23 protein-coding genes are annotated in these 23,262 nt (G+C 54.7%); 12 read left to right on the forward strand and 11 right to left on the reverse strand.

Going from position 1 to position 23,262, the window contains the following annotated elements:
• Positions 1-26 precede the first annotated feature (26 nt).
• A complete protein-coding gene (locus BLP79_RS01070) occupies positions 27-839 on the reverse strand; it encodes a zinc-ribbon domain-containing protein (protein WP_090214916.1) in 813 nt (270 codons plus the stop codon).
• A gap of 195 nt (positions 840-1,034) precedes the next feature.
• Between BLP79_RS01070 and BLP79_RS01075 the strand changes: the two genes are divergently transcribed.
• The 4 genes from BLP79_RS01075 to BLP79_RS01090 all read left to right on the forward strand — a co-directional run bounded on the left by BLP79_RS01075 (position 1,035) and on the right by BLP79_RS01090 (position 4,039).
• Positions 1,035-1,712: a cell division ATP-binding protein FtsE gene (locus BLP79_RS01075; protein ID WP_090214918.1), complete on the forward strand. Its 678-nt coding sequence runs from the start codon at positions 1,035-1,037 to the stop codon at positions 1,710-1,712.
• Positions 1,709-2,608 carry a cell division protein FtsX gene (locus BLP79_RS01080; RefSeq protein ID WP_090214921.1) on the forward strand — a complete coding sequence of 300 codons (900 nt, stop codon included), beginning with the start codon at positions 1,709-1,711 and terminating at the stop codon, positions 2,606-2,608. The genes BLP79_RS01075 and BLP79_RS01080 overlap by 4 nt, the downstream gene beginning before the upstream one ends.
• Positions 2,605-3,342 carry a lysophospholipid acyltransferase family protein gene (locus BLP79_RS01085; RefSeq protein WP_090214923.1) on the forward strand — a complete coding sequence of 246 codons (738 nt, stop codon included), beginning with the start codon at positions 2,605-2,607 and terminating at the stop codon, positions 3,340-3,342. Before BLP79_RS01080 ends, BLP79_RS01085 begins: the two co-directional genes overlap by 4 nt.
• Positions 3,343-3,436: 94 nt before the next feature.
• Complete coding sequence (locus BLP79_RS01090) at positions 3,437-4,039, forward strand: hypothetical protein (RefSeq protein WP_090214927.1); 603 nt, start codon at positions 3,437-3,439, stop codon at positions 4,037-4,039.
• A 67-nt stretch (positions 4,040-4,106) separates the two neighbouring features.
• Here the strand turns inward: BLP79_RS01090 and lpdA are convergent, their stop codons facing one another.
• The 10 genes from lpdA to BLP79_RS01140 form a co-directional block, all read right to left on the reverse strand.
• Entirely contained in the window at positions 4,107-5,498 is a 1,392-nt protein-coding gene (gene lpdA, locus BLP79_RS01095; RefSeq protein ID WP_090214930.1) for a dihydrolipoyl dehydrogenase, read from the reverse strand.
• A gap of 622 nt (positions 5,499-6,120) precedes the next feature.
• Positions 6,121-7,617 (reverse strand): 2-oxoglutarate dehydrogenase complex dihydrolipoyllysine-residue succinyltransferase, encoded by a 1,497-nt coding sequence (gene odhB / locus BLP79_RS01105; protein WP_090214935.1) that lies wholly within the window; start codon positions 7,615-7,617, stop codon positions 6,121-6,123.
• Positions 7,618-7,628: 11 nt separating this feature from the next.
• Positions 7,629-10,580 (reverse strand): 2-oxoglutarate dehydrogenase E1 component, encoded by a 2,952-nt coding sequence (locus BLP79_RS01110; protein ID WP_090214938.1) that lies wholly within the window; start codon positions 10,578-10,580, stop codon positions 7,629-7,631.
• Positions 10,581-10,607: 27 nt separating this feature from the next.
• Positions 10,608-10,811 carry a hypothetical protein gene (locus BLP79_RS19430; RefSeq protein WP_139163153.1) on the reverse strand — a complete coding sequence of 68 codons (204 nt, stop codon included), beginning with the start codon at positions 10,809-10,811 and terminating at the stop codon, positions 10,608-10,610.
• Positions 10,812-11,693 (reverse strand): succinate--CoA ligase subunit alpha, encoded by an 882-nt coding sequence (gene sucD, locus BLP79_RS01115; RefSeq protein WP_090214941.1) that lies wholly within the window; start codon positions 11,691-11,693, stop codon positions 10,812-10,814.
• Positions 11,694-11,711: 18 nt separating this feature from the next.
• Positions 11,712-12,551, reverse strand: coding sequence for a glycosyltransferase family 25 protein (locus BLP79_RS01120; protein ID WP_090214943.1), 840 nt, complete (start codon positions 12,549-12,551; stop codon positions 11,712-11,714).
• A gap of 128 nt (positions 12,552-12,679) precedes the next feature.
• On the reverse strand, positions 12,680-13,111 hold the full coding sequence (locus tag BLP79_RS01125; protein WP_090214945.1) for a hypothetical protein: 432 nt from the start codon (positions 13,109-13,111) through the stop codon (positions 12,680-12,682).
• A 5-nt stretch (positions 13,112-13,116) separates the two neighbouring features.
• Entirely contained in the window at positions 13,117-14,310 is a 1,194-nt protein-coding gene (gene sucC, locus BLP79_RS01130; protein WP_090214948.1) for an ADP-forming succinate--CoA ligase subunit beta, read from the reverse strand.
• Positions 14,311-14,649: 339 nt separating this feature from the next.
• Positions 14,650-15,612 (reverse strand): malate dehydrogenase, encoded by a 963-nt coding sequence (gene mdh / locus BLP79_RS01135; RefSeq protein ID WP_090214951.1) that lies wholly within the window; start codon positions 15,610-15,612, stop codon positions 14,650-14,652.
• Positions 15,613-16,048: 436 nt separating this feature from the next.
• Positions 16,049-16,366 carry a hypothetical protein gene (locus BLP79_RS01140; RefSeq protein WP_090214953.1) on the reverse strand — a complete coding sequence of 106 codons (318 nt, stop codon included), beginning with the start codon at positions 16,364-16,366 and terminating at the stop codon, positions 16,049-16,051.
• A gap of 336 nt (positions 16,367-16,702) precedes the next feature.
• Between BLP79_RS01140 and BLP79_RS01145 the strand changes: the two genes are divergently transcribed.
• The 8 genes from BLP79_RS01145 to BLP79_RS01180 all read left to right on the forward strand — a co-directional run bounded on the left by BLP79_RS01145 (position 16,703) and on the right by BLP79_RS01180 (position 23,136).
• Positions 16,703-17,557 (forward strand): HpcH/HpaI aldolase/citrate lyase family protein, encoded by an 855-nt coding sequence (locus tag BLP79_RS01145; RefSeq protein WP_090214956.1) that lies wholly within the window; start codon positions 16,703-16,705, stop codon positions 17,555-17,557.
• A 35-nt stretch (positions 17,558-17,592) separates the two neighbouring features.
• Positions 17,593-18,141, forward strand: a complete 549-nt coding sequence (locus BLP79_RS01150) for an NnrU family protein (protein ID WP_090214959.1) — start codon at positions 17,593-17,595, stop codon at positions 18,139-18,141.
• Between the two features lie 19 nt (positions 18,142-18,160).
• On the forward strand, positions 18,161-18,364 hold the full coding sequence (locus tag BLP79_RS01155; RefSeq protein ID WP_090214961.1) for a DUF1737 domain-containing protein: 204 nt from the start codon (positions 18,161-18,163) through the stop codon (positions 18,362-18,364).
• A 3-nt stretch (positions 18,365-18,367) separates the two neighbouring features.
• Complete coding sequence (locus BLP79_RS01160; protein ID WP_090214964.1) at positions 18,368-19,414, forward strand: MaoC family dehydratase; 1,047 nt, start codon at positions 18,368-18,370, stop codon at positions 19,412-19,414.
• A gap of 294 nt (positions 19,415-19,708) precedes the next feature.
• Positions 19,709-20,092: a succinate dehydrogenase, cytochrome b556 subunit gene (gene sdhC / locus BLP79_RS01165; protein WP_090214965.1), complete on the forward strand. Its 384-nt coding sequence runs from the start codon at positions 19,709-19,711 to the stop codon at positions 20,090-20,092.
• Between the two features lie 11 nt (positions 20,093-20,103).
• On the forward strand, positions 20,104-20,475 hold the full coding sequence (gene sdhD / locus BLP79_RS01170) for a succinate dehydrogenase, hydrophobic membrane anchor protein (RefSeq protein WP_090214968.1): 372 nt from the start codon (positions 20,104-20,106) through the stop codon (positions 20,473-20,475).
• Between the two features lie 28 nt (positions 20,476-20,503).
• Positions 20,504-22,312 carry a succinate dehydrogenase flavoprotein subunit gene (sdhA, locus tag BLP79_RS01175; protein WP_090214971.1) on the forward strand — a complete coding sequence of 603 codons (1,809 nt, stop codon included), beginning with the start codon at positions 20,504-20,506 and terminating at the stop codon, positions 22,310-22,312.
• Positions 22,312-23,136 (forward strand): sulfotransferase domain-containing protein, encoded by an 825-nt coding sequence (locus BLP79_RS01180; protein WP_232716339.1) that lies wholly within the window; start codon positions 22,312-22,314, stop codon positions 23,134-23,136. Before sdhA ends, BLP79_RS01180 begins: the two co-directional genes overlap by 1 nt.
• Positions 23,137-23,262: the final 126 nt, after the last annotated feature.

Consider the following 23,262-nt stretch of genomic DNA (forward strand, 5'->3'; position numbering starts at 1 on the left):
TCCTCTTTGAAACAATGGGTCAGCGTCTATTCATCCGCGACAGGTGGCGTTGCATAGGTGTTCACCTGCGTATCCAACCACAGACGGGCCTGATCCACAGCCACAACATATTTGTTCAACAGCGGGGCCGCCTGAGGCACCTGAGCTGAGATTTGATCGGCATTGCTATAAATCAGGACCAACAAAGATGAGATCAAAACGGCCATAAGGAAACCACGCCGAAATCCGGTGCCACTTTTTGCAGGGCGTAAATCTGCGGATGACGGCACGGTTTCTTCAGTTTGGTCGGAGGCCCGCAGGCTGGAATTGATTTCCTCAATGTCTGGCAGCAAATCCCGGCGCAAGGACGTCTGCGCACTGGTGTCGGGAACTGGGTCTCTATGCGCCTCAGGAACGGGTTCAGAGGTAATCCTGCGAGGCGGAGCAGCAAGGCCCAAATCAGGCTGTGTTTCCAGACTTGCCTGTGATTCAGCCCGCAGTCTGGCTTCGCGTGCAGCTTCCTCTCTCAGGATGTCTGCGGTTTCAGCATCTATGCCGCGCGGGGTGCGTGGGTCTTTTGCGTGCGGTGCAGCTTCGACCACAGGCGTGGGTTCTGCAGCCTCCTGTGTGTTTGTTTCCGGTTCTGTATTTTCGTGCTGTACGGGAGGTTGGGAAAAATCATCGTGATGCTCGGCGCTTTCCGTATAAGGCGCGTCCTCAACTGGTACCATTTCTATGCCATCGAGGCGTTGAAACCATGTATCGCCGCAATTGGAACATTGAACATCGCGTCCTTCAGGCGGGATTACGCTTTCTGGCACCTCATACTGGGCTGCGCAATTGGGGCATGTCAGACGCATTCCGCTCTCCTTGGATTGCACCGAGGTGCCTGATCCGGCGATTGTGATTATTCTGAAATTATAAGCGCTTCGTCGACGCCATGAAAAGAAGAATTCCGCGATCTAGTTGGATCTGAGGTCAACAGAGCAACAGGTGGCCATTGAAACTGCGCCACGGCTGGGGCAAAACTGCCCCACAAGCACGAGGGGGCATCAGTGATCGAGCTGGACAATGTAGCCTATAATTACGGCGGCGGAGAACTGTTGAACAACGTATCAGTTCAACTGTCGCCCGGGGCGTTTTACTTCCTGACCGGGCCATCTGGCGCAGGCAAGACCACATTGCTGAAAATGTGCTATGGCGCTTTGGCCCCAACCGCTGGGCAGGTGCGCGCGTTTAACATGGATGTCCGTGGGTTGGATCGCGATCAAATGGCTATGTTGCGCCGCCGCGTAGGGGTGGTGCACCAAGACTGCCGTTTTCTGGATCATCTCTCCTTGCTTGAAAATATTGCGCTGCCGCTTACGGTCTCGGGACGCGATCTTGCACAGGAAGAGGACAATCTGCGCGAATTGTTAAACTGGGTGGGCCTCGCCGAAAGAGCCCATGCTCTGCCCCCTGAATTGTCTGGCGGGGAACGCCAGCGCGCGGCGTTGGCGCGTGCGGTGATCCTGTCTCCTGATGTGATTATCGCAGATGAACCCACCGGCAATGTCGATTGGGAGATGTCACAGCGTCTGTTGCGCCTTTTGGTGGAACTTAACAATATGGGCAAAACCATCATGGTGGCGACCCATGATCTGCCTTTGATCCGGGCCGCAAAAAATCAAGTGCAGGCTCGTGTTTTGCGGATCTCAAACCGGCAGCTGCAGCTGGCAGGGGTGGATCTATGATCCTGCCCTCTTTGCAAAATCTCATTTTGGGGGATGCGCAGGCCGACCGCGTTGTGCCGCCCAGCGGATTCACAGCGCATCTGACCTTGTTTGTCTCAGGAGCGATGGCGTTTTTGACAGTCTTTGCGCTGGCGCTTTCCATTGCTTCAGGACGTTTGGCAGATCGCTGGGCAGATGAACTGGCCGGGGCGGCGACGCTGCGTATCAATGCGCCCGCTGATCAAAAGGTGGCACAAACCGAAGCTGCATTGGCCATTCTGCAGCAAACGCCGGGTGTTGCCCGTGCCCGTGCCCTGAGCCGCGAAGAGCAGGTGGGCCTGCTTACGCCGTGGTTTGGCGCAGATCTTCCGATCGATACCCTGCCGGTGCCGCAGTTGATTGAAGTGTTCTCTGCAGATCCCCCTTATGATGCAACAGGTCTTCGTCTGCGCCTGCAAGCCGAGGTGCCCGGGGCGGTATTGGATGACCACACCCGCTGGCGGGAACCACTGGTCGAGGCGGCGCGGGCGCTGCGCCTTCTTGCGTTGATTTCAATCGTGCTTCTGGGCGGCGCAATGGCTGCGATGATTACGCTGGCCGCAAATGCTGCATTGGCGGCCAATGCACAGGTGATCGAAGTACTGCGGCTGGTCGGTGCGCAAGACAGCTATATTGCAAATGCCTTTATCCGTCGCTTCACCTTGCGCGCATTGTCGGGCGCTGCGGCTGGGGTGGCGGTTGGGATGCTGGGGGTTTGGCTGTTGCCAGAAGCCTCGGAAGAGGGGGGCTTTTTGACCGGCCTTGGTTTGACAGGATGGCGGTGGCTTTGGCCGCTGGTGATCCCACCGCTGGGCGCGTTGGTGGCCTTTATCGCCACCTCTCGCGCCGCCAATAAACGTTTGGGAGACCTCACATGACACTTGCGTTTCGCTACTTGCGTTCGTTGATTTTTATCGTCCAGATGTATGTTGCGATGCTGGTTCTGGGCATTGTCTTTGCGCCTTTTGCGATCCTGTCCAAAGGAGGCGCGCGGCTGGGCTGCAAGACCTATTGCGCCTGGGTTCTCTGGACTGCGCGCTGGATGGTCGGCATCCGCACGGAATGGCGCGGGCCTATCCCAACAGATGAAGTGGTGGTTGCCGCGAAGCATCAGAGCTTTCTTGATATTCTAATGATCTTTTACAAGGTGCCACAGGCCAAATTCATCATGAAGCAAGAGCTGATGTGGGCGCCGATCATGGGGATCTATGCCAAACGTCTGGGGTGTGTTCCGGTCAATCGCGGCCGACGTGGCGCAGCCATTGCCAAAATGGTGCAAGACGTTGCGCGTGAATTTAAAGAGCCGGGCCAGTTGGTGATCTACCCACAGGGCACCCGTGTCGCTCCCGGCGTTGTGAAACCCTACAAGGTGGGCACCGCAATCCTGTTTGAAGCGCTGAAACAGCCGTTGGTACCTGTGGCGACCAACGTGGGCCTGTTCTGGCCCCGCAAAGGCATTTTGCGCACCCCCGGCACCGCTGTGGTGGAGTTCCTTGATCCCATCGCCGCAGGGACAGAGCGCGACGCGATGATGCATGACCTCGAAACCCGCATCGAAACGCGATCAAACGCCTTGATGGCAGATGCTGGGTTTCCTTCGTTAAGAAGCTGATTCTTAATTTAAATTACCGTCAAGATGAAGTTGGATAGCTTTCATACTCTCTTTTTGTTCTTATTTTCAGATTCTGGAATAATTGGAGATACAAATGAATTATCAATTTGGAAAAGAAGAAGCTGGTGCCATTTGGGTTGCCGCACTGTGTCTGTACGCATCGGCGAGACCTGAGATTGAACCAGCAGCTGAGTGGGCTTTATTCTTTTTCACTTCATTTGCGATGCAATTTGCAGTGCTTCACAGTTTTTTCAATTCTGAGCGATGGGGGCTTTTGAAAGAAACTCGTAGGGATCTCGGGAAGCACGGTAAAACCGCATTTTGTAGGGGTTTATTTGAGTTAATTGCAGTGCTGCTACTGCCCTTTCTTTTTATGCCCTTAATTGTATCATCTTCTACAGTATTTTTAGCCTATACGATGGCAGATACCTTTGGCTTTAGCGAGATTGAGGGAAACCCACTTAAATTAATTTCCAATCTGTTTACCGTGCTATCAATGACGGCTGTTTTTTGTTGCTTTGCAGAGCTGTTTGCGTTTGCGTGTGAACGAGATGAGGATGGGTACCCAACATGGGGTGTTATGAGGTTCTATCATAGATTTGATAGCATAGTTCGAATGCGTATTGGGCTTTTCATCGGGACCTTCGTAACTGTGCTGCTTGTAACAGCTGATGCTGCTTTGAAGGTCATCGTCTAAAGACCGAGTTGTCAAAAAGAAAAGGCAGCCAAACGGCTGCCTTTATCTTCTCGACCACCGCGAAAATTTACGCGTGGATTGGGCCATCGCCGCAAGCCAGGGCGGCTTCGCGGACGGCTTCTGAATAGGTGGGGTGTGCGTGGCAGGTGAGGGCAATGTCTTCGGCAGAGGCGCCAAATTCCATCGCGACACAGATCTCATGGATCATATCACCGGCTGCTGGTCCGATGATAGCGGCGCCCAACACACGGTCGGTTTCCTTGTCTGCGATCAGTTTCACAAACCCATCAGCCTGACCCACAGCCTTTGCGCGGCCATTGCCCATGAATGAGAATTTGCCAATCTTGACCTTGCGACCTTCCGCTTTCAGGGCTTCTTCGGTGGCGCCAACGGTGGCAACCTCAGGTGTGGTGTAGACCACACCGGGGATCACACCGTAGTTCACATGGCCATGTTTGCCCGCGATCACGTCCGCAACCGCCATGCCTTCGTCTTCGGCTTTGTGGGCCAGCATGGGGCCTTCGATCACGTCGCCAATTGCGTAGATGCCGGGCACGTTGGTGGCCCATTTCGCATCCGTTGCGATCTGGCCGCGCTCGGTCAGTTTCACGCCAAGCGCGTCAAGCCCAAGGCCTTCGGCATAAGGCTTGCGGCCTGTTGCAACCAGAACAACATCGGCATCGATGATTTCATCATCTCCGCCTTTTTTGGGCTGGTAGGTGACTTTTGCTTTGCTTTTCAGGGCTTCGACACCTTGAACCGCTGCGCCCATGATGAATTTCAGGCCTTGTTTTTCAAGGATCTTCTTGAACGAGCGCTGAACGTCTTTGTCCATGCCAGGGCAGACCGCGTCCATATATTCAACAACTGTAACCTCGGTGCCAAGACGCGCATAAACAGAGCCAAGCTCCAGACCAATCACGCCTGCGCCGATCACAACCATTTTGTTGGGGATCTTTGGCAGCTCCAGCGCGCCAGTGCTGTCCACGACGATACCTTTGTCGTTTTCAACGGTGACGCCGGGCAGGGCAGAGGGCACAGAACCGGATGCAATCACGATGTTTTTGGTCGCGTAGGTTTCATCACCGACCTTCACCTGACCCGCTGCCGGGATCGAGGCCCAGCCTTTCAGCCAGTCAATTTTGTTCTTTTTCATCAAGAACTCAACACCGCCGGTGTTCTGGCCGATGACATCATCTTTATAGGATTTCATCTGGTCCCAGTCGACCTCGGGTGCAGCGCCTTTGAGGCCCATTTTACCAAAGCTGTGCTGCGCCTCATGCAAGGAGTGCGTTGCGTGCAGCAGCGCTTTTGAGGGGATACAGCCCACATTGAGGCAGGTGCCGCCGAGGGTTTCACGACCCTCTACGATGGCCGTTTTCAGGCCCAGTTGGGCGCAACGTACAGCAGACACATAGCCGCCGGGGCCTGCACCGATGATGATGACGTCATATGACATGAGTTGGTCCTTTCGTCAGGAATAAGAGCGCCAGAGAGGGGAGGTGACATGCGTGCACCCCTTGTACACCCCTCGTGCACCGCGAGTGCAGCGGCGGGTTGTTAAAACGGTTTGGAGAGAAACGGACAACCGCAGAAAACGATCCATCATATGGCATCCTGTTCGTGTGGTTGTGATCGCGTCTTTTCGAAATGCCCGGACAAGAGCGCCCCTCCTAAAAGAAGCGTCACGCATGAGAGGCAGGTCCCCCAGAAAAGGTCACTTCGGTGTTCTGCTTGGTCCAGATTTATGTTGGAAAAGGTCAAGCCAGACAAGGCAATTGCTGTCGCACTTGCTACCAGGAGCAAGGCTAAGCGTGGAGATCGTTTCAACACAACAAGCAATGTTATCATCAAGATGATAGCGGTTGGTGATCCGGTGTGTGTGATGATTTCAAAGTATTCGTGTCTGTTTTCCGCAAGGCTTATCGCTTCTGCATAGGGCATTATTCGTTCAAGGAATAAGCCTATCAGCAGAATATGAGCCGCATTTAAAAGACGAGATGAAGCGATCATCGGCACACAATGGTAGAAGCGGAGCGAAGTGCCTTGGGCGGCACTTCGCATTATAAGATGAGGTCTTTTTACAGATCCATCAGCAGGCGGCGGGGATCTTCCAGCGCTTCTTTGACGCGCACGAGGAAGGTTACAGCGCCTTTGCCGTCCACGATACGGTGGTCATAAGACAGCGCCAGATACATCATTGGACGGATCTCAACCTTGCCGTTGATCGCCATGGGGCGGTCTTGGATCTTGTGCATGCCGAGGATGCCGGACTGCGGGGGGTTCAGGATGGGTGAGGACATGAGAGAGCCGTAAACACCACCGTTGGAAATGGTGAAGGTGCCGCCCTGCATTTCGGCCATGGACAGTTTCCCGTCACGGGCACGCTTGCCTTTTTCAGCAATCGCTTTTTCGATATCGGCAAAGGACATGGCGTCGGTGTCGCGGATCACGGGAACAACCAGACCAGTCGGCGTGCCTGCCGCGATGCCCATATGGACAAAGTTTTTGTACACGATGTCGGTGCCGTCGATTTCAGCGTTCACCTCTGGCACTTCTTTCAGCGCGTGACAGCAGGCCTTGGTGAAGAAGGACATAAAGCCCAGTTTCACGCCGTGTTTCTTCAGGAACAGGTCTTTGTATTCGTTGCGCAGCGCCATCACCTCGGTCATGTCGACCTCATTATAGGTGGTCAGCATCGCAGCGGTGTTCTGGCTGTCTTTCAGACGCTTGGCGATGGTCTGGCGCAGGCGGGTCATTTTCACGCGCTCTTCGCGGGCGGCATCATCAGCTGCTACGGGTGCACGTGGTGCTGCAGGGGCGGGCCCGGCCGCAGGGGCTGCGGCGGTTGCAGCAACTGCGCGCGCGACGTCATCTTTCATGATGCGACCATCGCGACCGGTGCCTGCCACATTGGCGGCGCTCAGACCGGCTTCGGCCATGGCCTTTTCTGCGGCTGGCGCATTGGCGATGTCCTTTGACGCGGCGGCAGGTGCCGCGGCTGCAGCAGGCGCAGCAGTTGGGGCCGCCGCACCCGCACCACCGGCAAGAACGCCAAGTTTTGCAGTGGCATCAACGGTTGTGCCTTCGGGTGCGGTGATCTCTGCCAGAACGCCAGCAGCAGGTGCGGGCACCTCAACGGAGACCTTGTCGGTTTCCAGCTCGCACAGCATTTCGTCCTGAGCAACGGTGTCGCCGACCTTTTTGAACCATGTGGACACAGTCGCTTCGGTCACGGATTCGCCCAAGGTTGGAACCATGACATCGGTTGTTTCGGCAGAAGCTGCGGGGGCCGCAGCTGCAGGAGCGGCTGCAGGCGCCGCTGGCGCTGCAGCGGCACCGCTTTCGGTGATGGTTGCAAGCAGCGCATCTACACCTACGGTGGTGCCTTCGGTTGCAACGATTTCGCCCAGAACGCCTGCTGCGGGGGCTGGCACTTCAACTGTAACCTTATCGGTCTCCAGCTCGCAGAGCATTTCATCAGCTGCAACCGCCTCACCTGGCTTTTTGAACCAGGTGGCAACTGTGGCTTCGGTCACGGATTCGCCCAGAGTGGGCACGCGCACTTCGGTGGTCATTGTCGTTTTCCTCAGATGCTCAGCGCTTCGTTTACGAGCGCAGCTTGTTGGGATTTGTGTTGGCTCGCCAGACCGGTGGCAGGCGAGGCGGATGTGGCACGGCCGACATAGGTCGGACGGGTGTGTTTTGCGCCGATGCGGGTCAGAACCCATTCGATATTGGGTTCAATAAAGGTCCAGGCGCCCTGGTTCTTGGGCTCTTCCTGACACCAGACAATTTCAGCGCCTTTGAAGCGTTCCATTTCCTTGACCAGTGACATGGCCGGGAAGGGGTAATATTGCTCAACGCGCATCAGATAGACGTCATCGATGCCACGGGCGTCGCGCTCTTCCAAGAGGTCATAATAGACTTTGCCCGAGCACAGGACCACGCGTTTGATTTTGTCATCTGCAACCAGTTTGGTGTCAGAATTGCCCTGTTGCGCATCATCCCACAGAATCCGGTGGAAGCTGGATCCGGTGGTGAACTCTTCAGCCTTGGATACAGCCAATTTGTGGCGCAGCAAGGATTTGGGAGTGACCATGATCAATGGCTTGCGGAAGGTGCGGTGGATCTGGCGGCGCAGGATGTGGAAATAGTTTGCCGGTGTTGTGCAGTTTGCAACGATCCAGTTGTCCTGACCACACATCTGCAGGAAGCGTTCCAGACGCGCAGAAGAGTGTTCCGGGCCCTGACCTTCAAACCCATGCGGCAGCAGAACCGTCAGGCCGGACATCCGCAGCCATTTGCTTTCACCGGATGAGATGAACTGGTCAAACATGATCTGCGCGCCGTTGGCGAAATCGCCGAATTGTGCTTCCCAGAGGGTCAGCGCGTTGGGTTCCGCCAGCGAGTAGCCATATTCAAAACCCAGAACTGCATATTCTGATAGCGCAGAATCGATCACCTCATAGTGCGACTGACCTTCGCGGATGTTGTTCAGCGGGTAATAGCGTTCTTCGGTTTCCTGATTCACAATGCCGGAATGGCGTTGCGAGAAGGTGCCGCGGGTTGCATCCTGACCAGACAGGCGGACTGGATAGCCTTCGGTCAGCAAAGAACCAAAGGCCAGTGCTTCACCGGTGGCCCAGTCAAAGCCAGCACCGTTTTCAAACATTTTGCCGCGCGCTTGCAGAACGCGGTTTACGGTTTTGTGGATCGGATAACCCTCAGGCACAGAGGACAGGGATTTGCCGATTTCAGCCAGTGTTTCCGGAGCAATCGCCGTTTTACCGCGCTGATATTCTTCGCCGCGTTTGTCCAGATGTGACCAACGCCCATCCAGCCAGTCGGCTTTGTTGGGTTTATAATCTTTGCCGATCTCGAATTCTTCATTCAGGTGCGCTTGGAAAGCCGCCTTCATGTCTTCGATTTCGCCTTCGGGGATCAGGCCGTCTTTGACCAGACGTTCGGTGTAAAGCGACAGGGTGGTCTTGTGGCCTTTGATCTTTTTATACATGAGCGGGTTGGTGAACATCGGCTCGTCGCCTTCGTTGTGACCAAACCGGCGGTAGCAGAAGATATCCAGAACAACGTCTTTCTGGAACTTCTGGCGGAATTCCGTCGCAACTTTGGCGGCGTGCACAACCGCTTCGGGATCATCGCCGTTGACGTGGAAGATGGGCGCTTCCACCACCAGTGCGTTGTCGGTGGGATAAGGCGAAGACCGCGAGAAGTGCGGTGCGGTGGTGAAACCAATCTGGTTGTTCACCACAATATGGATGGTGCCGCCGGTTTTGTGACCACGCAGACCCGAAAGCGCAAAACATTCTGCCACAACACCCTGACCTGCAAAAGCGGCATCGCCGTGCAACAGTACGGAGAGCGCCTTGGTGCGGTCTGTGTCGTTTTGTTGGTCTTGTTTTGCGCGCACTTTACCCAGAACAACGGGGTTCACCGCCTCAAGGTGAGAGGGGTTTGCCGTCAGCGACAGGTGCACAGTGTTGCCGTCAAATTCACGGTCTGAGGACGCACCAAGGTGGTATTTCACATCGCCCGAGCCATCAACGTCTTCGGGTTTGAACGAACCGCCCTGAAATTCGTTGAAGATCGCGCGATAAGGTTTGCGCATCACATTTGCCAGCACTGACAAACGACCGCGGTGTGGCATGCCGATCACGATGTCTTCGACGCCGAGATTGCCGCCGCGTTTGATGATCTGTTCCATCGCGGGGATCAGGCTTTCGCCGCCATCCAGACCAAAACGTTTGGTGCCCATGTATTTGACATGGAGGAATTTTTCAAAACCCTCAGCCTCAACCATTTTGTTGAGGATCGCCTTGCGGCCTTCACGGGTGAATTGGATTTCCTTGCCAAAGCCTTCGATGCGCTCTTTCAGCCAGGCCGATTGTTCTGGATCTGAAATATGCATGTATTGCAGCGCGAATGTGCCACAGTATGTGCGTTTTACGATGTCAACGATCTGGCGCATCGAGGCAACCTGCAAGCCCAGCACATTGTCGATAAAGATCGGACGATCCATATCGGCATCGTTAAAGCCATAGGCCTTTGGATCCAGTTCAGGATGTGGTTCACGGCCATGCATGCCCAAAGGATCAAGATCAGCGGCCAGGTGGCCGCGAATACGATAGGCGCGGATCAGCATCAGGGCGCGGATCGAATCCAGAACGGCACGTTGGATTTGCGCGTCTGAGACCTCAACCCCTGTTTTGCTGGCGGCTTCTTTGATCTTTTTGCCAGCACCTTTGGCCTCCGCCGGGGCGGGCCATTCCCCTGTCAGGGCGCCTGTCAGATCATCGTCTAGTGCAGGTGGCCAATCTGCGCGCGCCCATGACGGGCCTGCAGCTTCGGCTTTTACGTCAGGTTCTGCGTCGCCCATCTGACGGAAGAATTCGGCCCATGCGGCATCTACCGCGGATGGGTCATTGGCGTAACGGGCATAAAGCTGCTCAAGGTACTCCGCATTGTGCCCCTGCATGAAAGAAGAGGCATGGAAGAGATCATTGGGGCTTTGTTCGGTCATTGGGACACCTCTTGTGGGTTTGGACCGTTATATTATGAGGTCGCGTGCTGGCCGCGCCAGATTGACTTGAAGGAAGTTGACGAAACGTGAAGCTGGCACTGGATCGCGCTGCGAATGGGGCACGCGTGCCCGATTGGCAGCACCATCAAGAGTGCCAAAGGGGACAGGCGCATACCGCCTATCCCAGATTTTCAGGTCGAGCCTGTCAGCCTGACAGTGCTCTGGTGCCATTTAGCCGATTGCCTTGAGAACGGCTTCGCCCAGACCTGCGGGGCTGTCAGCAACAACGATACCAGCGGATTTCATCGCTTCGATCTTGTCTTCAGCGCCACCTTTGCCACCGGCAACAATCGCACCGGCGTGGCCCATGCGGCGGCCGGGAGGGGCTGTGCGGCCCGCGATGAAACCAGCGGTTGGCTTCCAGCGGCCTTTTTTCTTTTGCTCGGCCAGGAATTCTGCGGCTTCTTCTTCTGCGGAACCACCGATTTCACCGATCATGATGATGGAGTGGGTTTCATCATCATCAAGGAACATGTCCAGAACGTCGATGTGCTCGGTGCCCTTGATCGGGTCACCGCCGATGCCCACAGCGGTAGACTGGCCCAGACCGATGTCTGCGGTCTGTTTTACCGCTTCATAGGTCAGCGTGCCGGAACGGGACACAACACCAACAGAGCCACGTTTGTGGATGTGGCCAGGCATGATGCCGATTTTGCAGGCGTCGGGGGTGATCACGCCGGGGCAGTTGGGGCCGATCAGGCGGGATTTGCTATCCTGCAGCGCGCGCTGAACGCGCATCATGTCGAGCACAGGAATGCCTTCGGTGATGCAGACGATCAGTTCCATTTCCGCGTCAATCGCTTCCAGAATGGAATCTGCTGCGAAGGGGGGCGGAACATAGATCACAGAGGCGTTTGCTTCGGTGACGTGCTTTGCTTCGTGGACTGAATTGAACACGGGCAGGTTCAGGTGGGTTTGACCGCCTTTGCCGGGGGTCACGCCGCCCACCATCTTGGTGCCATAGGCGATGGCCTGTTCTGAGTGGAATGTGCCCTGCGAGCCGGTGAGGCCCTGACAGATCACTTTGGTGTTTTCGTCGATGAGGACTGCCATGGTGTCCTTTCCTTTCGATTATGCGGTTGTGGCCGAGGCGGCCTGTGCCGCGTGGTCGTCGGTTAAAGTCCGGTCGGCATAAAGCACACGCACGGGGCGCGCGCGGCCGGTGACCAGACGAAGGAGTTGCAGGGGCAGAGCGCGCAGCTCGGCCATGCCCCGCAGGCGTTTTTGTTTTTTGTAGAGCGCTCCGGTGGGTTTGCGCGTCGCATGTCCAAGGAAGGTGTCTTCTTCCGGGGGCGTATTGCCCTGTTTGATCAGGGCAGGTGCGATTTGATGCGGGCGCAGATCCCGTGCGAGGGAGGACACCAGAGGGTTAAACAGCAACTGATCAATTGTCACATCATAAGGCATCGCAGCCAAAAGCCGTTTGGCCCCAGCGCGCGTCACCATATAGCCCGCAGATCCGGGGTTGCGCGAATACATCGGCGCAATATCCCGGTTGCGAACCTGTGCAACCGTCTTGCCCAGCATCACCCGTAAAGAGTTGCTGCGCCAGAATTCAAGATTGACCAGTTCAGACCCTTTAGGCCACCAGCTGAGATCGTCCAGCCAGTGTTTCAGCTCTGGCGACAGGAAAACATCGTCTTCCAGAACCAGTGCCACCTCTGCATCTGAGGCCAGAAAGGTCTCCCAGACCTTTGCGTGGCTTAGCGTGCAGGCCATGTTACCCGGTGCAAAGACACCCCAGGGGCCAAAGCTTTTGCAGTTCTGCAACAGCTCTTCTTCTGAGGTCTCCTGAAGATCAATCGCCTCTACGAGTGCACACGGGATGCCTGCGGCCTCCAGCGTGTCACGCATCCGCTCTTGCCGACCAGCGGCGCGGGTGAGGGATATCATATAGGTGTTGATCTTCATCGTGATCTGCCCATCAAACCGGCTGTGCCATCTAAGAAATCGAGGTGATTACCAAAGCGATGAAGCTTTGAAAGATCACGGTTTTGATTTCGCCGATGGGGGCTACCATTTGATTGGTTCCTTCCGCATTATCTGTTCCGGAACACAGCGAGGTCACGCCGGTTCGCGCTCAATTTGGCGCTTTTCATGTGTGGCTTCCCCGGCTTCGCGCCGGGTTCGATCATTTCGCTGGACCATTCTGCAAACTCTGCTCCGGGCAATTCATCGCGCCCTTTGCGAACATGAAAACGTCCATTGCAAACTTCTGCGTCAATTCGCAACTGAGCAGCCAGTGTGGGATGCTCATGAAGTTTGGTGCTTTGATCGCGCGAAAACCCATTCGCTTCGGCAACGGCCACTGCTTTCTTCAGATCGGGATATGCGTTTTGACATATTGCGCCATACAGTTTCCCAGCAGCTTTAACTGTCAGTGCTTTTCCAGCCGGGGCACTGTGTGCTGGCGTGAGGAAACCACTTGTACAGATTGCAAATACTGCTCCAAAGAGGTGAGTGACCCGCATTCGAATTAGCCCTTAACCGCTTTCACGATTTTCTCAGCACCATCTGACAGGTTGTCGGCTGCGATCACGTCAAGACCTGAGGTGTTGATGATCTCTTTACCAGCTTCCACGTTGGTGCCTTCCAGACGGACAACCAGCGGTACTTTCAGGCCCACTTCTTTAACCGCAGCAACAACGCCTTCGGCGATGACGTCACAGCGCATGATGCCGCCGAAGATGTTCACCAGAATGCCTTTGACGTTTTGGTCAGAGGTGATGATTTTGAACGCTTCGGTTACTTTCTCTTTGGTGGCGCCGCCGCCCACATCAAGGAAGTTTGCAGGTTCAGCACCGTAGAGTTTGATGATGTCCATCGTGGCCATCGCCAGACCCGCACCGTTCACCATGCAGCCGATTTCACCGTCAAGCGCGATGTAGTTCAGGTCGTATTTCGACGCTTCCAGCTCTTTGGGGTCTTCTTCGGTGGTGTCGCGCAGTTCTGCGATGTCAGCGTGGCGGTACACCGCGTTGCCGTCAAAACCAACTTTGGCGTCGAGCACTTTGAGGTCGCCACTGTCGCTGACGATCAGCGGGTTGATCTCCAGCATTTCCATGTCTTTGTCGTTAAACGCTTGGTACAGCTGACCCATCAGTTTAACGCACTGCTTGACCTGTGCGCCTTCCAGACCCAGTGCAAACGCGATGCGGCGGCCGTGGTAAGGCTGGTAGCCCGTTGCAGGATCGACAGAGAAAGACAGGATCTTTTCAGGTGTTGCGGCTGCAACTTCTTCGATGTCCATGCCACCTTCGGTGGAGCAGACAAAAGAAATGCGAGAGGTCTGGCGATCAACCAGCAGCGCAAGATACAGTTCACGCTCGATGCCGGAACCGGCTTCGATGTAGATGCGGTTGACCTGTTTGCCCACGGGGCCGGTTTGATGTGTGACCAGTGTGCGGCCCAGCATCTTTTTGGCTTCTTCTGCGGCTTCTTCCACAGATTTGGTCAGGCGCACACCGCCTTTTTCACCGGCGTCAGCCTCTTTGAAAGAGCCCTTGCCGCGGCCACCTGCGTGGATCTGTGCTTTGACGACCCACAAAGGTCCGTCCAGCTCACCGGCTGCGGTTTTGGCATCTTCGGCTTTGAGCACTACGCGACCTTCGGACACCGGAGCGCCGTAGCTGCGCAGGAGGGCCTTGGCCTGATATTCGTGGATGTTCATTTGAAACTGTCCCGTCTGGCTGCAATTGTTCTTTGGTATTACCACCTCATACGGCCAATGTTTAAAGGCTTTTTTGCCTTCTAACAGAGAAATGATGAAGATTTTCGGTATTTGTGATCACAGTTTTTGAGGGTGTGATCACAAATCTTGCATCAAGTTTCCTGGCTGATTCGGTTTTGGATAAAACTTCATTCAAGTTCTATTTTCAGTTTCTTTCCTTTAGGCGCGAGTCTTTCGTGACTGGGGTGCAGGAAAGCGTGGAGACTGATGCGTGAAAGCCTACGAAACAAAAAGGCGCCCCAACAGGAGCGCCTTGATGCAAGTTTCTGGTGAGCTGGCTTAGGCCAGAGAACCATCGATGCCCTTGCAGGCATCCATCAGGCCTTTTACAGCGTTGACGGAGTTGTCGAACATCTCTTGCTCTTCTTTGGTCAGCGCGATGTCAACGACGCGCTCGATGCCGTTTGCGCCAATCACGGTGGGCACGCCCACATACATGTCTTTTACGCCCAGCTCGCCGTCACAATATGCAGCACAGGGCAGAACGCGTTTTTGGTCTTTCAGGTAGGCTTCGGCCATTTCGATACCTGAAGTTGCTGGTGCATAGAAAGCAGAGCCGGTTTTCAGCAGGCCAACGATTTCTGCGCCACCATCACGGGTGCGTTGCAGGATCGCATCCAGCTTTTCTTGGGTGGTCCAGCCCATTTTCACCAGATCAGGCAAAGGGATACCTGCAACGGTTGAATAGCGCACGGAAGGGACCATGGTGTCGCCGTGGCCACCTAGAACAAAAGCGGTAACGTCTTTCATGGAGACGTCAAATTCTTCAGCGAGGAAGTGACGGAAGCGGGCAGAATCCAGGACGCCAGCCATGCCGCAGACCTTGTTTGTGGGCAGGCCAGAGAACTTCTGCAGCGCCCAGACCATTGCGTCCAGCGGGTTGGTGATGCAGATCACAAACGCATCAGGTGCGTTGTCGCGGATGCCTTCACCAACGGATTTCATCACTTTGAGGTTGATGCCCAAAAGGTCATCACGGCTCATGCCAGGTTTGCGTGCAACGCCAGCGGTCACGATGCAAACATCTGCGCCTGCGATATCGGCGTAATCCTGTGTGCCGCGCAACGACGCGTCAAAGCCCTCGGAAGGACCGGATTCAGCGATGTCGAGCGCCTTACCTTCTGGCAGGCCTTCAGCGATGTCAAAGAGAACAACGTCACCGAGTTCTTTAAGCGCCGCGAGGTGAGCAAGCGTGCCACCGATGTTACCAGCGCCAATAAGGGCAATTTTGGGTCGAGCCATTGGAATATCTCTCCGGTCCGGTTGAAATTCTTAGAGGTGCCTACGTTCTTCTGCGCGTTCGTGCAAGGGTTCTGCATCGCAGCAAGATCGTATGCGTGGCGATCCTGTCATAGGTTTGGGCGCTAAACAAAATACAAACAAAGGGCTTTGGCGGCGGAAATCGCTGTAATTTTTTGCGTGGTTTTTGCACTTTGACGGAGGCAGTTGTGAAAGTGAACGCAGATCAAATGGGGTGTCCAGACCGAAAACGGCTTTGATTCTGTGCGGGTATCAAGCGTCTGGGAAGCTTCCACCATGTGTTCCCACGGATTAGGCGAAAATTTCCCGGATCACTGCTAGAGGCGTACGTGATGACCGTGACATTCCAGTCGAAAGGTGATCGCAGAATGCATAGGCTGTGCCTGACACATTACTGTGAAGTCCTTTGGCGCGCCGTTTAAGCGTCGCTTTCAAACGCGGGGGCAACTTCGGCGAGTTTTTCGTAAGATTGCCCGGATGCGACCAAACAGGTCAGGCCTGTGGGTGTGGTCACTGTGATTGTCCAAGTGCCCGTATCTGAGGAGGCAAAGGTTTCCATGACCACGCCTTGCTGGCCAATTCCAATACTTTGTCTGCTTTCGCCATATTTTTCTGACAGCCGCTTCACCACGACATCCCGTGGGGCGCAATTGCGACCCGCGTTCTGTGCGCCAGCAACCTGAGTGGAGAGCAAAAGCCCTGCTCCGGCAATCAAGAGTGTCGTTGTCTTCAACATAGATATTACCCTTTCTATAAAGGGCCTGCCGACCGGGATGCCTCTGCGTCCCAACGCCCCGCAGCGAGCCGATTTCTGAGGGTAGGGCGTGTCTTGCCCAACCGAGTCCAAAGGTGCCTGTAAGTGGAGGCGGTAACTAGGGGCCGTGCGGTAAAGGTGGCATAGAGGCTGTTGAAAACTGGTTAACGGGGCGATTTCCTCTATCGCAACAGGCAATGACCGGAAGGGGTTTGCTGTGTTTCTGTGCTAATTTCTGCGTTGCGGAAAGATTATTGTTGAAATTATGTGTCGAAAAACATAGTTCAACTGTAACAAAATGACCTTTTGGAGGGTTGCATGTCTACTCAAATCCGTCCTTACCGTTCTGTTCTGTATATTCCCGGTTCGAAGCCGCGCGCACTGGACAAGGCGCGGTCGTTGCCGGTTGATGCGATCATTTTTGATTTGGAAGACGCTGTTTCCTATGAAGAAAAATCGACCGCACGAGATACGCTGGCAGAAGCCCTGAAACAGGGTGGCTATGGAGCGCGGGCTAAAATTGTCCGGATCAATGGGCTGGATACTGAATGGGGGCGTTCAGATGCCGAGGCGGCCGTTCAGATGGGATGTGACGCCATATTGCTGCCCAAAGTGTCAACGGCCAAAGATTTGGATGCGCTTGCAGAAATCACCGGGAATATTCCGCTTTGGGCGATGATGGAGACGCCTTTGGGGATGATGAATGTTGCTGAAATCAGCGCGCACCCCCGTCTGGAAGGGCTGGTGATGGGGACAAACGACCTCGCCAAGGAGCTGCAGGTGCGATTCCGTGCCGACCGTTTGCCTTTGATGACCAGCCTGGGACTGTGTTTATTGGCTGCTAAAACTCATGGGACAGTGATTGTCGATGGTGTCTACAACGCCTTTAAGGATCAAGAGGGGCTCGCGCAGGAATGTGAGCAGGGCCGCGATATGGGGTTTGACGGGAAAACATTGATCCACCCCGCGCAGGTTGAGGTTGCCAATACGGCCTTTGCGCCTTCGGCTGAGGAACAAGATTTGGCCCGCCGTCAGATTGCGGCCTTTGATGCCGCTGCCGCCGAAGGGCAGGGGGTTGCGGTGGTTGACGGTAAGATTGTCGAGAATCTGCATGTGGAGACGGCTCGGCAGATCCTTGCAAAAGCGGATGCAATCGCTGCGCTCGCAGAGTAGGTGTTAAGTGACTTAACATTTCTGCGGAGACTCACATGATTTTGCTCATCTTAGGCATCCTGCTGTGGTGGGGGGCGCATCTGTTCAAGCGCCTTGCCCCGGCGGCACGCGCAAACCTTGGTGATAAGGGGAAAGGCCCTATCGCGCTTGTGCTGTTTGGCAGCCTTGCCTTGATGGTGCTTGGCTATCGCGGATCTGATGTCTATGATCTGGCCGCCCCGCCTGCGGCGTTGCGCCATATCAATAACCTGTTGATGCTGATCGCCCTCTTTATGATGAGCCCCGCAGCCAAAAAGGGCAGGCTGCTGCACGGGATGCGACATCCAATGCTGATGGGTGTTGGTACCTGGGCGCTTGCGCATCTGTTGGTCAACTGGGATATCGCCTCTTTCCTGCTGTTTGGATCGATGTTGATTTGGGCCGTGGTTGAAATCAAAGTGATCAACCGCGCAGAACCAGATTGGGCACCAGGTCCACAGGGAACATTGTCTAAGGACGCTATGTTCCTTGTCGGTTCAATTGTTTTGCTGGGCGTCATTGGCTATGTGCATAGCCTTGCGGGCCTTGTGCCATTTGGCGGGTAGCCCAAAGGAGATTGAGCCGATGAAACTTTATCGTTTGTTGACCGAAGACGACACTTCAGCCTTTTGCCACAAAGTGACCGAGGCCCTGAATAAGGGCTGGGAGCTGCAAGGTGATCCCACATATGCCTTTGATGCCGCGCGTGGTGTCATGCGCTGCGCGCAGGCTGTGGTGAAAGAGGTTGAGGGAACATACACACCAGAGACCAAACTCGGAGCACATTGACCTATGGTAAACACCCGTCCGGCGAAAACCAATTCAGGTAGATTTTTTGAAGATTACAGCGTGGGGGACGTGATCGCCCATGCGGTGCCGCGCACCGTGTCAGGGGGGGAGCGTGCGCTGTACCATGCGCTTTATCCAGCCCGTCATGCGCTTTATTCTTCGGATGAATTTGCCCGCCGGTCGGGTTTGCCCAAATCGCCGCTGGACGATCTGGCGGCGTTTCATGTGGTGTTTGGCAAAACGGTGCCAGATGTGTCCCTGAACGCGGTGGCCAATCTTGGGTATGCTGAAGGGCGCTGGCTGAAACCGGTCTATGAGGGCGATACGCTGCGCTCTGAATCTGAGGTGATTGGGGTTAAGCAGAATTCCAATGGGAAATCCGGTGTCGTCTATGTGCGCACGCGTGGTTTGAATCAGCGTGATGAAACAGTGATGGAATATGTTCGCTGGGTCATGGTGCGCAAAGGCAATCTGGACGCGCCCGTGCCTGAAACGGTGATTCCAGAATTGCAAAAGGTGATTCCGGCAGATCAGCTGGTCATCCCTGAAGGACTGGATTTTAGCTCTTATGATTTTGCAGCCTCTGGTGAAAGCCACCGCTGGGGCGATTATGAGATCGGAGAGACCATCGATCATGTGGATGGTGTCACAGTGGAAGAAGCCGAACACATGATGGCCACACGGCTATGGCAGAATACAGCTAAGGTGCATTTTGATACAACGGCGCGTCCCGATGGGACCCGGTTAATCTATGGCGGGCATGTGATTTCGATGGCGCGGGCGTTGTCGTTTAACGGCTTGGCCAATGCGCAGATCATTGTGGGTTTGAATGGCGGCGCACATGCCAACCCCTGTCTTGCGGGGACTACAATCCGCGCCTGGTCTGAGGTTTTGGATAAGGCTGAAACCACCGCGCCGGGTGTCGGGGCAATTCGTTTGCGACTGGTTGCGACCAGTGGTGGTGCGCCGTTTGAACTGAAAGGCGAGGATGGCAAATACCGTCCAGAGGTTTTGCTGGATCTCGATTATTGGGCTTTGATGCCCCTCTAAATCTATCCTGATTTGAGGGTAGATTTGATCAGAACTGCGCATCGGTCCCGCCGGTGCGCAGTTTTGCTTTGAGGAATGTGATCTACAGAGAGACTCAATTCGGCAAAATAAATCTGATAGTTTTTATCGGATAGCGTCTTGTGGTCATTTTGTGATCACTAAGTAATTGCTGTGATCACAATGTGGTAATTTTAGCGCGAACAGCGCTTGAACTGGGTGTTTTTTACCTGTCGTTAGCGTGACAGGGCGCAAAAAAACGCTAAAACGTGCACAGCTAACCGGAAAGGAGCCAACATGGCCGATGTAAATCGGGGCAATCGCCCGCTTTCGCCACATTTGACCGTTTATCGCCCACAGCTCACATCTATGTCTTCTATCATGGTGCGGATCACCGGCGTTGCAGCGTTTGGGGCTGCATTCTTGGTCGCATGGTGGCTTCTTGCAGCAGCAGCATCACCTTCTGCATTTGCATTCATTGATGGACTGCTGCGCAGTTGGTTTGGTGATCTTGTGATGCTCGGCGCGACTTGGGCGATCTATTACCATATGTTGGGCCGCTTGCGTCATGTCATCTGGGATTTCGGATATTGCCTTGAAGTGAAGGTTTCTGAGAATCTCGCCATTTGCATGTTTATCGCGGCCACTGCCCTGACAATTGTCACGGCTGTTGCTGTTTAGGGGGCTGAACTATGCGTTATTTAACTGATCGTAAGCGCGCGCAGGGCATGGGATCTGCCGGCCATGGCACCCATCACCATTGGCAAATGATCGTAAGCTCTATTGCCTTGGTTGTGCTCGTACCATTGTTTGTGTTTGTGTTTGGCGCTGGGCTGGGTGGAAGCTACGAAGAGGTTCTGGCCTACTTTAGCCGTCCTTTCCCTGCAATCGTCACAGGCCTTGCATTGGTCGTAGGCATCTTGCACCTCATGCATGAGATTCAAGTCGCCATTGAAGATTACGTACATGGCCTTGCTGAAAAGTTGGCTTTGGTTGGCGTGCAAGCTTTGTCGTATGTGATGATTGCGATGGTGCTTTTCGCTTTGGTCAAGCTCGCCCTTTAAAGAATATGCGCGACAAGGAACAAAAACGATGACAGCAGCATATGAATATGAAACCCACGAATATGATGTCGTGGTGGTCGGTGCCGGCGGCGCAGGTTTGCGCGCAACGCTTGGCATGGCCGAGCAGGGCCTGCGCACGGCTTGTATCTCAAAAGTGTTCCCAACCCGCTCGCATACAGTTGCAGCACAGGGCGGTATTGCGGCGTCTTTGGGCAATATGGGCCCAGACAGCTGGCAGTGGCATATGTATGACACTGTTAAAGGCTCTGACTGGCTCGGTGACACCGATGCGATGGAATATCTGGCCCGTGAAGCGCCCAAGGCGGTTTATGAGCTGGAACATTATGGTGTGCCATTCTCACGCACAGAAGAAGGTAAGATCTACCAGCGTCCTTTTGGTGGCCATACCACTGAATTTGGTGAAGGCCCCCCGGTTCAGCGGACCTGTGCGGCGGCGGACCGGACCGGCCACGCGATCTTGCACACGCTTTATGGTCAATCCCTGAAAAACAACGCGGAATTCTACATCGAATACTTCGCGATTGATCTGATCATGTCTGACGATGGTCAGTGCCAGGGTGTTGTCTGCTGGAAGCTGGACGACGGCACTATGCATGTGTTCAACGCCAAGATGGTTGTTCTGGCAACCGGTGGCTATGGTCGTGCCTATTTCTCAGCCACGTCTGCACACACTTGTACGGGTGACGGCGGCGGTATGGTGGCGCGCGCGGGTCTTGCACTGCAGGATATGGAATTTGTTCAGTTCCACCCAACCGGCATCTACGGGTCAGGCTGCCTGATCACCGAAGGTGCGCGCGGTGAAGGCGGATATCTGACCAACTCCGAAGGTGAGCGTTTCATGGAACGCTATGCACCGAACTATAAAGACCTTGCGCCACGTGATTATGTTTCGCGCTCCATGACGATGGAGATCCGTGAGGGCCGTGGTGTGGGTGAACACGGTGATCACATTCACCTGAACCTCAGCCACTTGCCCGCAGAAGCACTGGCGGAGCGCTTGCCCGGTATTTCGGAAAGCGCCAAGATCTTTGCGGGTGTTGATGTGACCAAAGAACCGATCCCGGTTCTGCCAACGGTTCACTACAATATGGGTGGTATTCCAACCAATTATTGGGGTGAAGTCCTGAACCCCTCTGCGGACAATCCAACCGCCGTGGTGCCAGGTCTTATGGCTGCAGGTGAGGCGGGCTGTGCGTCCGTACACGGTGCAAATCGCCTGGGCTCTAACTCTCTGATCGATCTGGTTGTTTTTGGTCGCGCTGCATCCATCCGGGCGGGGCAGGTGATCGACAAAGATGCGCCTAATCCGACCTTGAACCAAGCATCGGTTGATAAAGCGTTTGCACGGTTTGATGATCTTCGCAATGCAAATGGCGGCACGCCAACTGCAGATCTGCGTCTGGAAATGCAACGCACTATGCAGGCTGATGCTGCGGTATTCCGCACCGACAAGACCCTGAAAGAGGGTGTTGAGAAGATGACTGCGATTGCGGGCAAAATGGGTGATCTGAAAGTCACCGACCGTTCGCTTGTGTGGAATTCTGACCTGATGGAGACGCTGGAACTCGACAATCTGATGCCAAACGCGCTTGCCACGATTGTGGGCGCTGAGGCACGTAAAGAATCTCGTGGTGCACATGCCCATGAAGATTACGCAGAGCGTGATGATGAGAAATGGCGTGTGCATACGGTATCGCGTGTTGACGGGGACAAGGTGGATCTTTCCTTCCGTCCGGTGATCACAGACCCACTGACCACAGAAGATGAAGGCGGTATCAGTCTAAAAACCATCGCACCAAAGGCGCGTACATTCTGATGTCGTTTGTGCCTCCTCGTATATTGTGCATCGGCACGCATCATAAAACGGGTACCGTTTGGATGCGGCGTGTCTGGCGCATGATTGGGGAGGCACTTGATATTCCATTCGTTGCGATCCACGATCCAAATAAATTCCACCGAATTCCTGAAATGGATCGGGTGATTGTTGCAAATTGGGCAGCGCAATTTGCGCCTGAGCTGTTTGCCCGGCGGGATGCGCGCTTTTTGCACGTTATACGTGATCCACGTGATGTACTTTTGTCAGGTGCGCGTTATCACGAAAGCACGTCGGGGCGACATGAGCGTTTTTTGCGTCAGCCTGACCCTGCGTTGAATGGGAAGTCGTATCAAGAGCATTTGCGTGGGTTGAAGACTGAAGATGAGAAGCTTGAGTTTGAAATGCACCGTATGCATCAGCGCGTTCTGGATGAAATGATGAGCTGGCCTTATGGTCATGAGCGCGCTTTTGATGTGCGCTATGAAGATCTAATCGAGGATACGGAGTGCAAGCTCTTTGTTCAGGCATTGCGTTTCTTTGGCTTTAATGCTTCCGAATGTGATGCTGCTCGAGAGATCTTTTTTGATAATTCACTGTTTGGCGGCTTGTCGTCTGACAGCTCTCAAGGGCGCGTTGCACATCATGTGAAATCAGGTAAGGCGCGACAGTGGCAGAACCAGTTACCTGTTGCCGTTGCCCGTAACTACCTGAACCGACATGGAAATGACCTTATTTCACTTGGATATGAGAATGATCATAGTTGGATCAATCATATCGGAGTTAAACAGGTGGGCACAGATGCCCACATCGGGGAGGCATTTTAATGATGCCTGCTTGCACTTTACTCGCGCAAAAGCGCCGCTCAATTTGCCCTATGCTATCTGGGCGCAGCCCCCTTCCCGCGTGCCGTATGTTCCCGGCTGCGGCGGGCAGCTAATTAAGGAGACAGA

Source organism: Epibacterium ulvae (assembly GCF_900102795.1).
Taxonomy (GTDB): Bacteria; Pseudomonadota; Alphaproteobacteria; order Rhodobacterales; family Rhodobacteraceae; genus Epibacterium; species Epibacterium ulvae.

Bases quoted from the DNA above. Each gene is read 5' to 3' on its own strand.
- BLP79_RS01090 (WP_090214927.1), top strand. From the start codon at position 3,437: ATGAATTATCAATTTGGAAAAGAAGAAGCTGGTGCCATTTGGGTTGCC.
- sdhA (WP_090214971.1), top strand. From the start codon at position 20,504: ATGACAGCAGCATATGAATATGAAACCCACGAATATGATGTCGTGGTG.
- BLP79_RS01150 (WP_090214959.1), top strand. From the start codon at position 17,593: ATGATTTTGCTCATCTTAGGCATCCTGCTGTGGTGGGGGGCGCATCTG.
- BLP79_RS01140 (WP_090214953.1), bottom strand. From the start codon at position 16,366: ATGTTGAAGACAACGACACTCTTGATTGCCGGAGCAGGGCTTTTGCTC.
- BLP79_RS19430 (WP_139163153.1), bottom strand. From the start codon at position 10,811: ATGGCACCAGAGCACTGTCAGGCTGACAGGCTCGACCTGAAAATCTGG.
- BLP79_RS01160 (WP_090214964.1), top strand. From the start codon at position 18,368: ATGGTAAACACCCGTCCGGCGAAAACCAATTCAGGTAGATTTTTTGAA.
- BLP79_RS01145 (WP_090214956.1), top strand. From the start codon at position 16,703: ATGTCTACTCAAATCCGTCCTTACCGTTCTGTTCTGTATATTCCCGGT.
- lpdA (WP_090214930.1), bottom strand. From the start codon at position 5,498: ATGTCATATGACGTCATCATCATCGGTGCAGGCCCCGGCGGCTATGTG.
- BLP79_RS01080 (WP_090214921.1), top strand. From the start codon at position 1,709: ATGATCCTGCCCTCTTTGCAAAATCTCATTTTGGGGGATGCGCAGGCC.
- sdhC (WP_090214965.1), top strand. From the start codon at position 19,709: ATGGCCGATGTAAATCGGGGCAATCGCCCGCTTTCGCCACATTTGACC.
- sucC (WP_090214948.1), bottom strand. From the start codon at position 14,310: ATGAACATCCACGAATATCAGGCCAAGGCCCTCCTGCGCAGCTACGGC.
- BLP79_RS01155 (WP_090214961.1), top strand. From the start codon at position 18,161: ATGAAACTTTATCGTTTGTTGACCGAAGACGACACTTCAGCCTTTTGC.
- mdh (WP_090214951.1), bottom strand. From the start codon at position 15,612: ATGGCTCGACCCAAAATTGCCCTTATTGGCGCTGGTAACATCGGTGGC.
- BLP79_RS01125 (WP_090214945.1), bottom strand. From the start codon at position 13,111: ATGCGGGTCACTCACCTCTTTGGAGCAGTATTTGCAATCTGTACAAGT.
- sucD (WP_090214941.1), bottom strand. From the start codon at position 11,693: ATGGCAGTCCTCATCGACGAAAACACCAAAGTGATCTGTCAGGGCCTC.
- odhB (WP_090214935.1), bottom strand. From the start codon at position 7,617: ATGACCACCGAAGTGCGCGTGCCCACTCTGGGCGAATCCGTGACCGAA.
- BLP79_RS01110 (WP_090214938.1), bottom strand. From the start codon at position 10,580: ATGACCGAACAAAGCCCCAATGATCTCTTCCATGCCTCTTCTTTCATG.
- BLP79_RS01070 (WP_090214916.1), bottom strand. From the start codon at position 839: ATGCGTCTGACATGCCCCAATTGCGCAGCCCAGTATGAGGTGCCAGAA.
- BLP79_RS01085 (WP_090214923.1), top strand. From the start codon at position 2,605: ATGACACTTGCGTTTCGCTACTTGCGTTCGTTGATTTTTATCGTCCAG.
- BLP79_RS01120 (WP_090214943.1), bottom strand. From the start codon at position 12,551: ATGAAGATCAACACCTATATGATATCCCTCACCCGCGCCGCTGGTCGG.
- BLP79_RS01180 (WP_232716339.1), top strand. From the start codon at position 22,312: ATGTCGTTTGTGCCTCCTCGTATATTGTGCATCGGCACGCATCATAAA.
- sdhD (WP_090214968.1), top strand. From the start codon at position 20,104: ATGCGTTATTTAACTGATCGTAAGCGCGCGCAGGGCATGGGATCTGCC.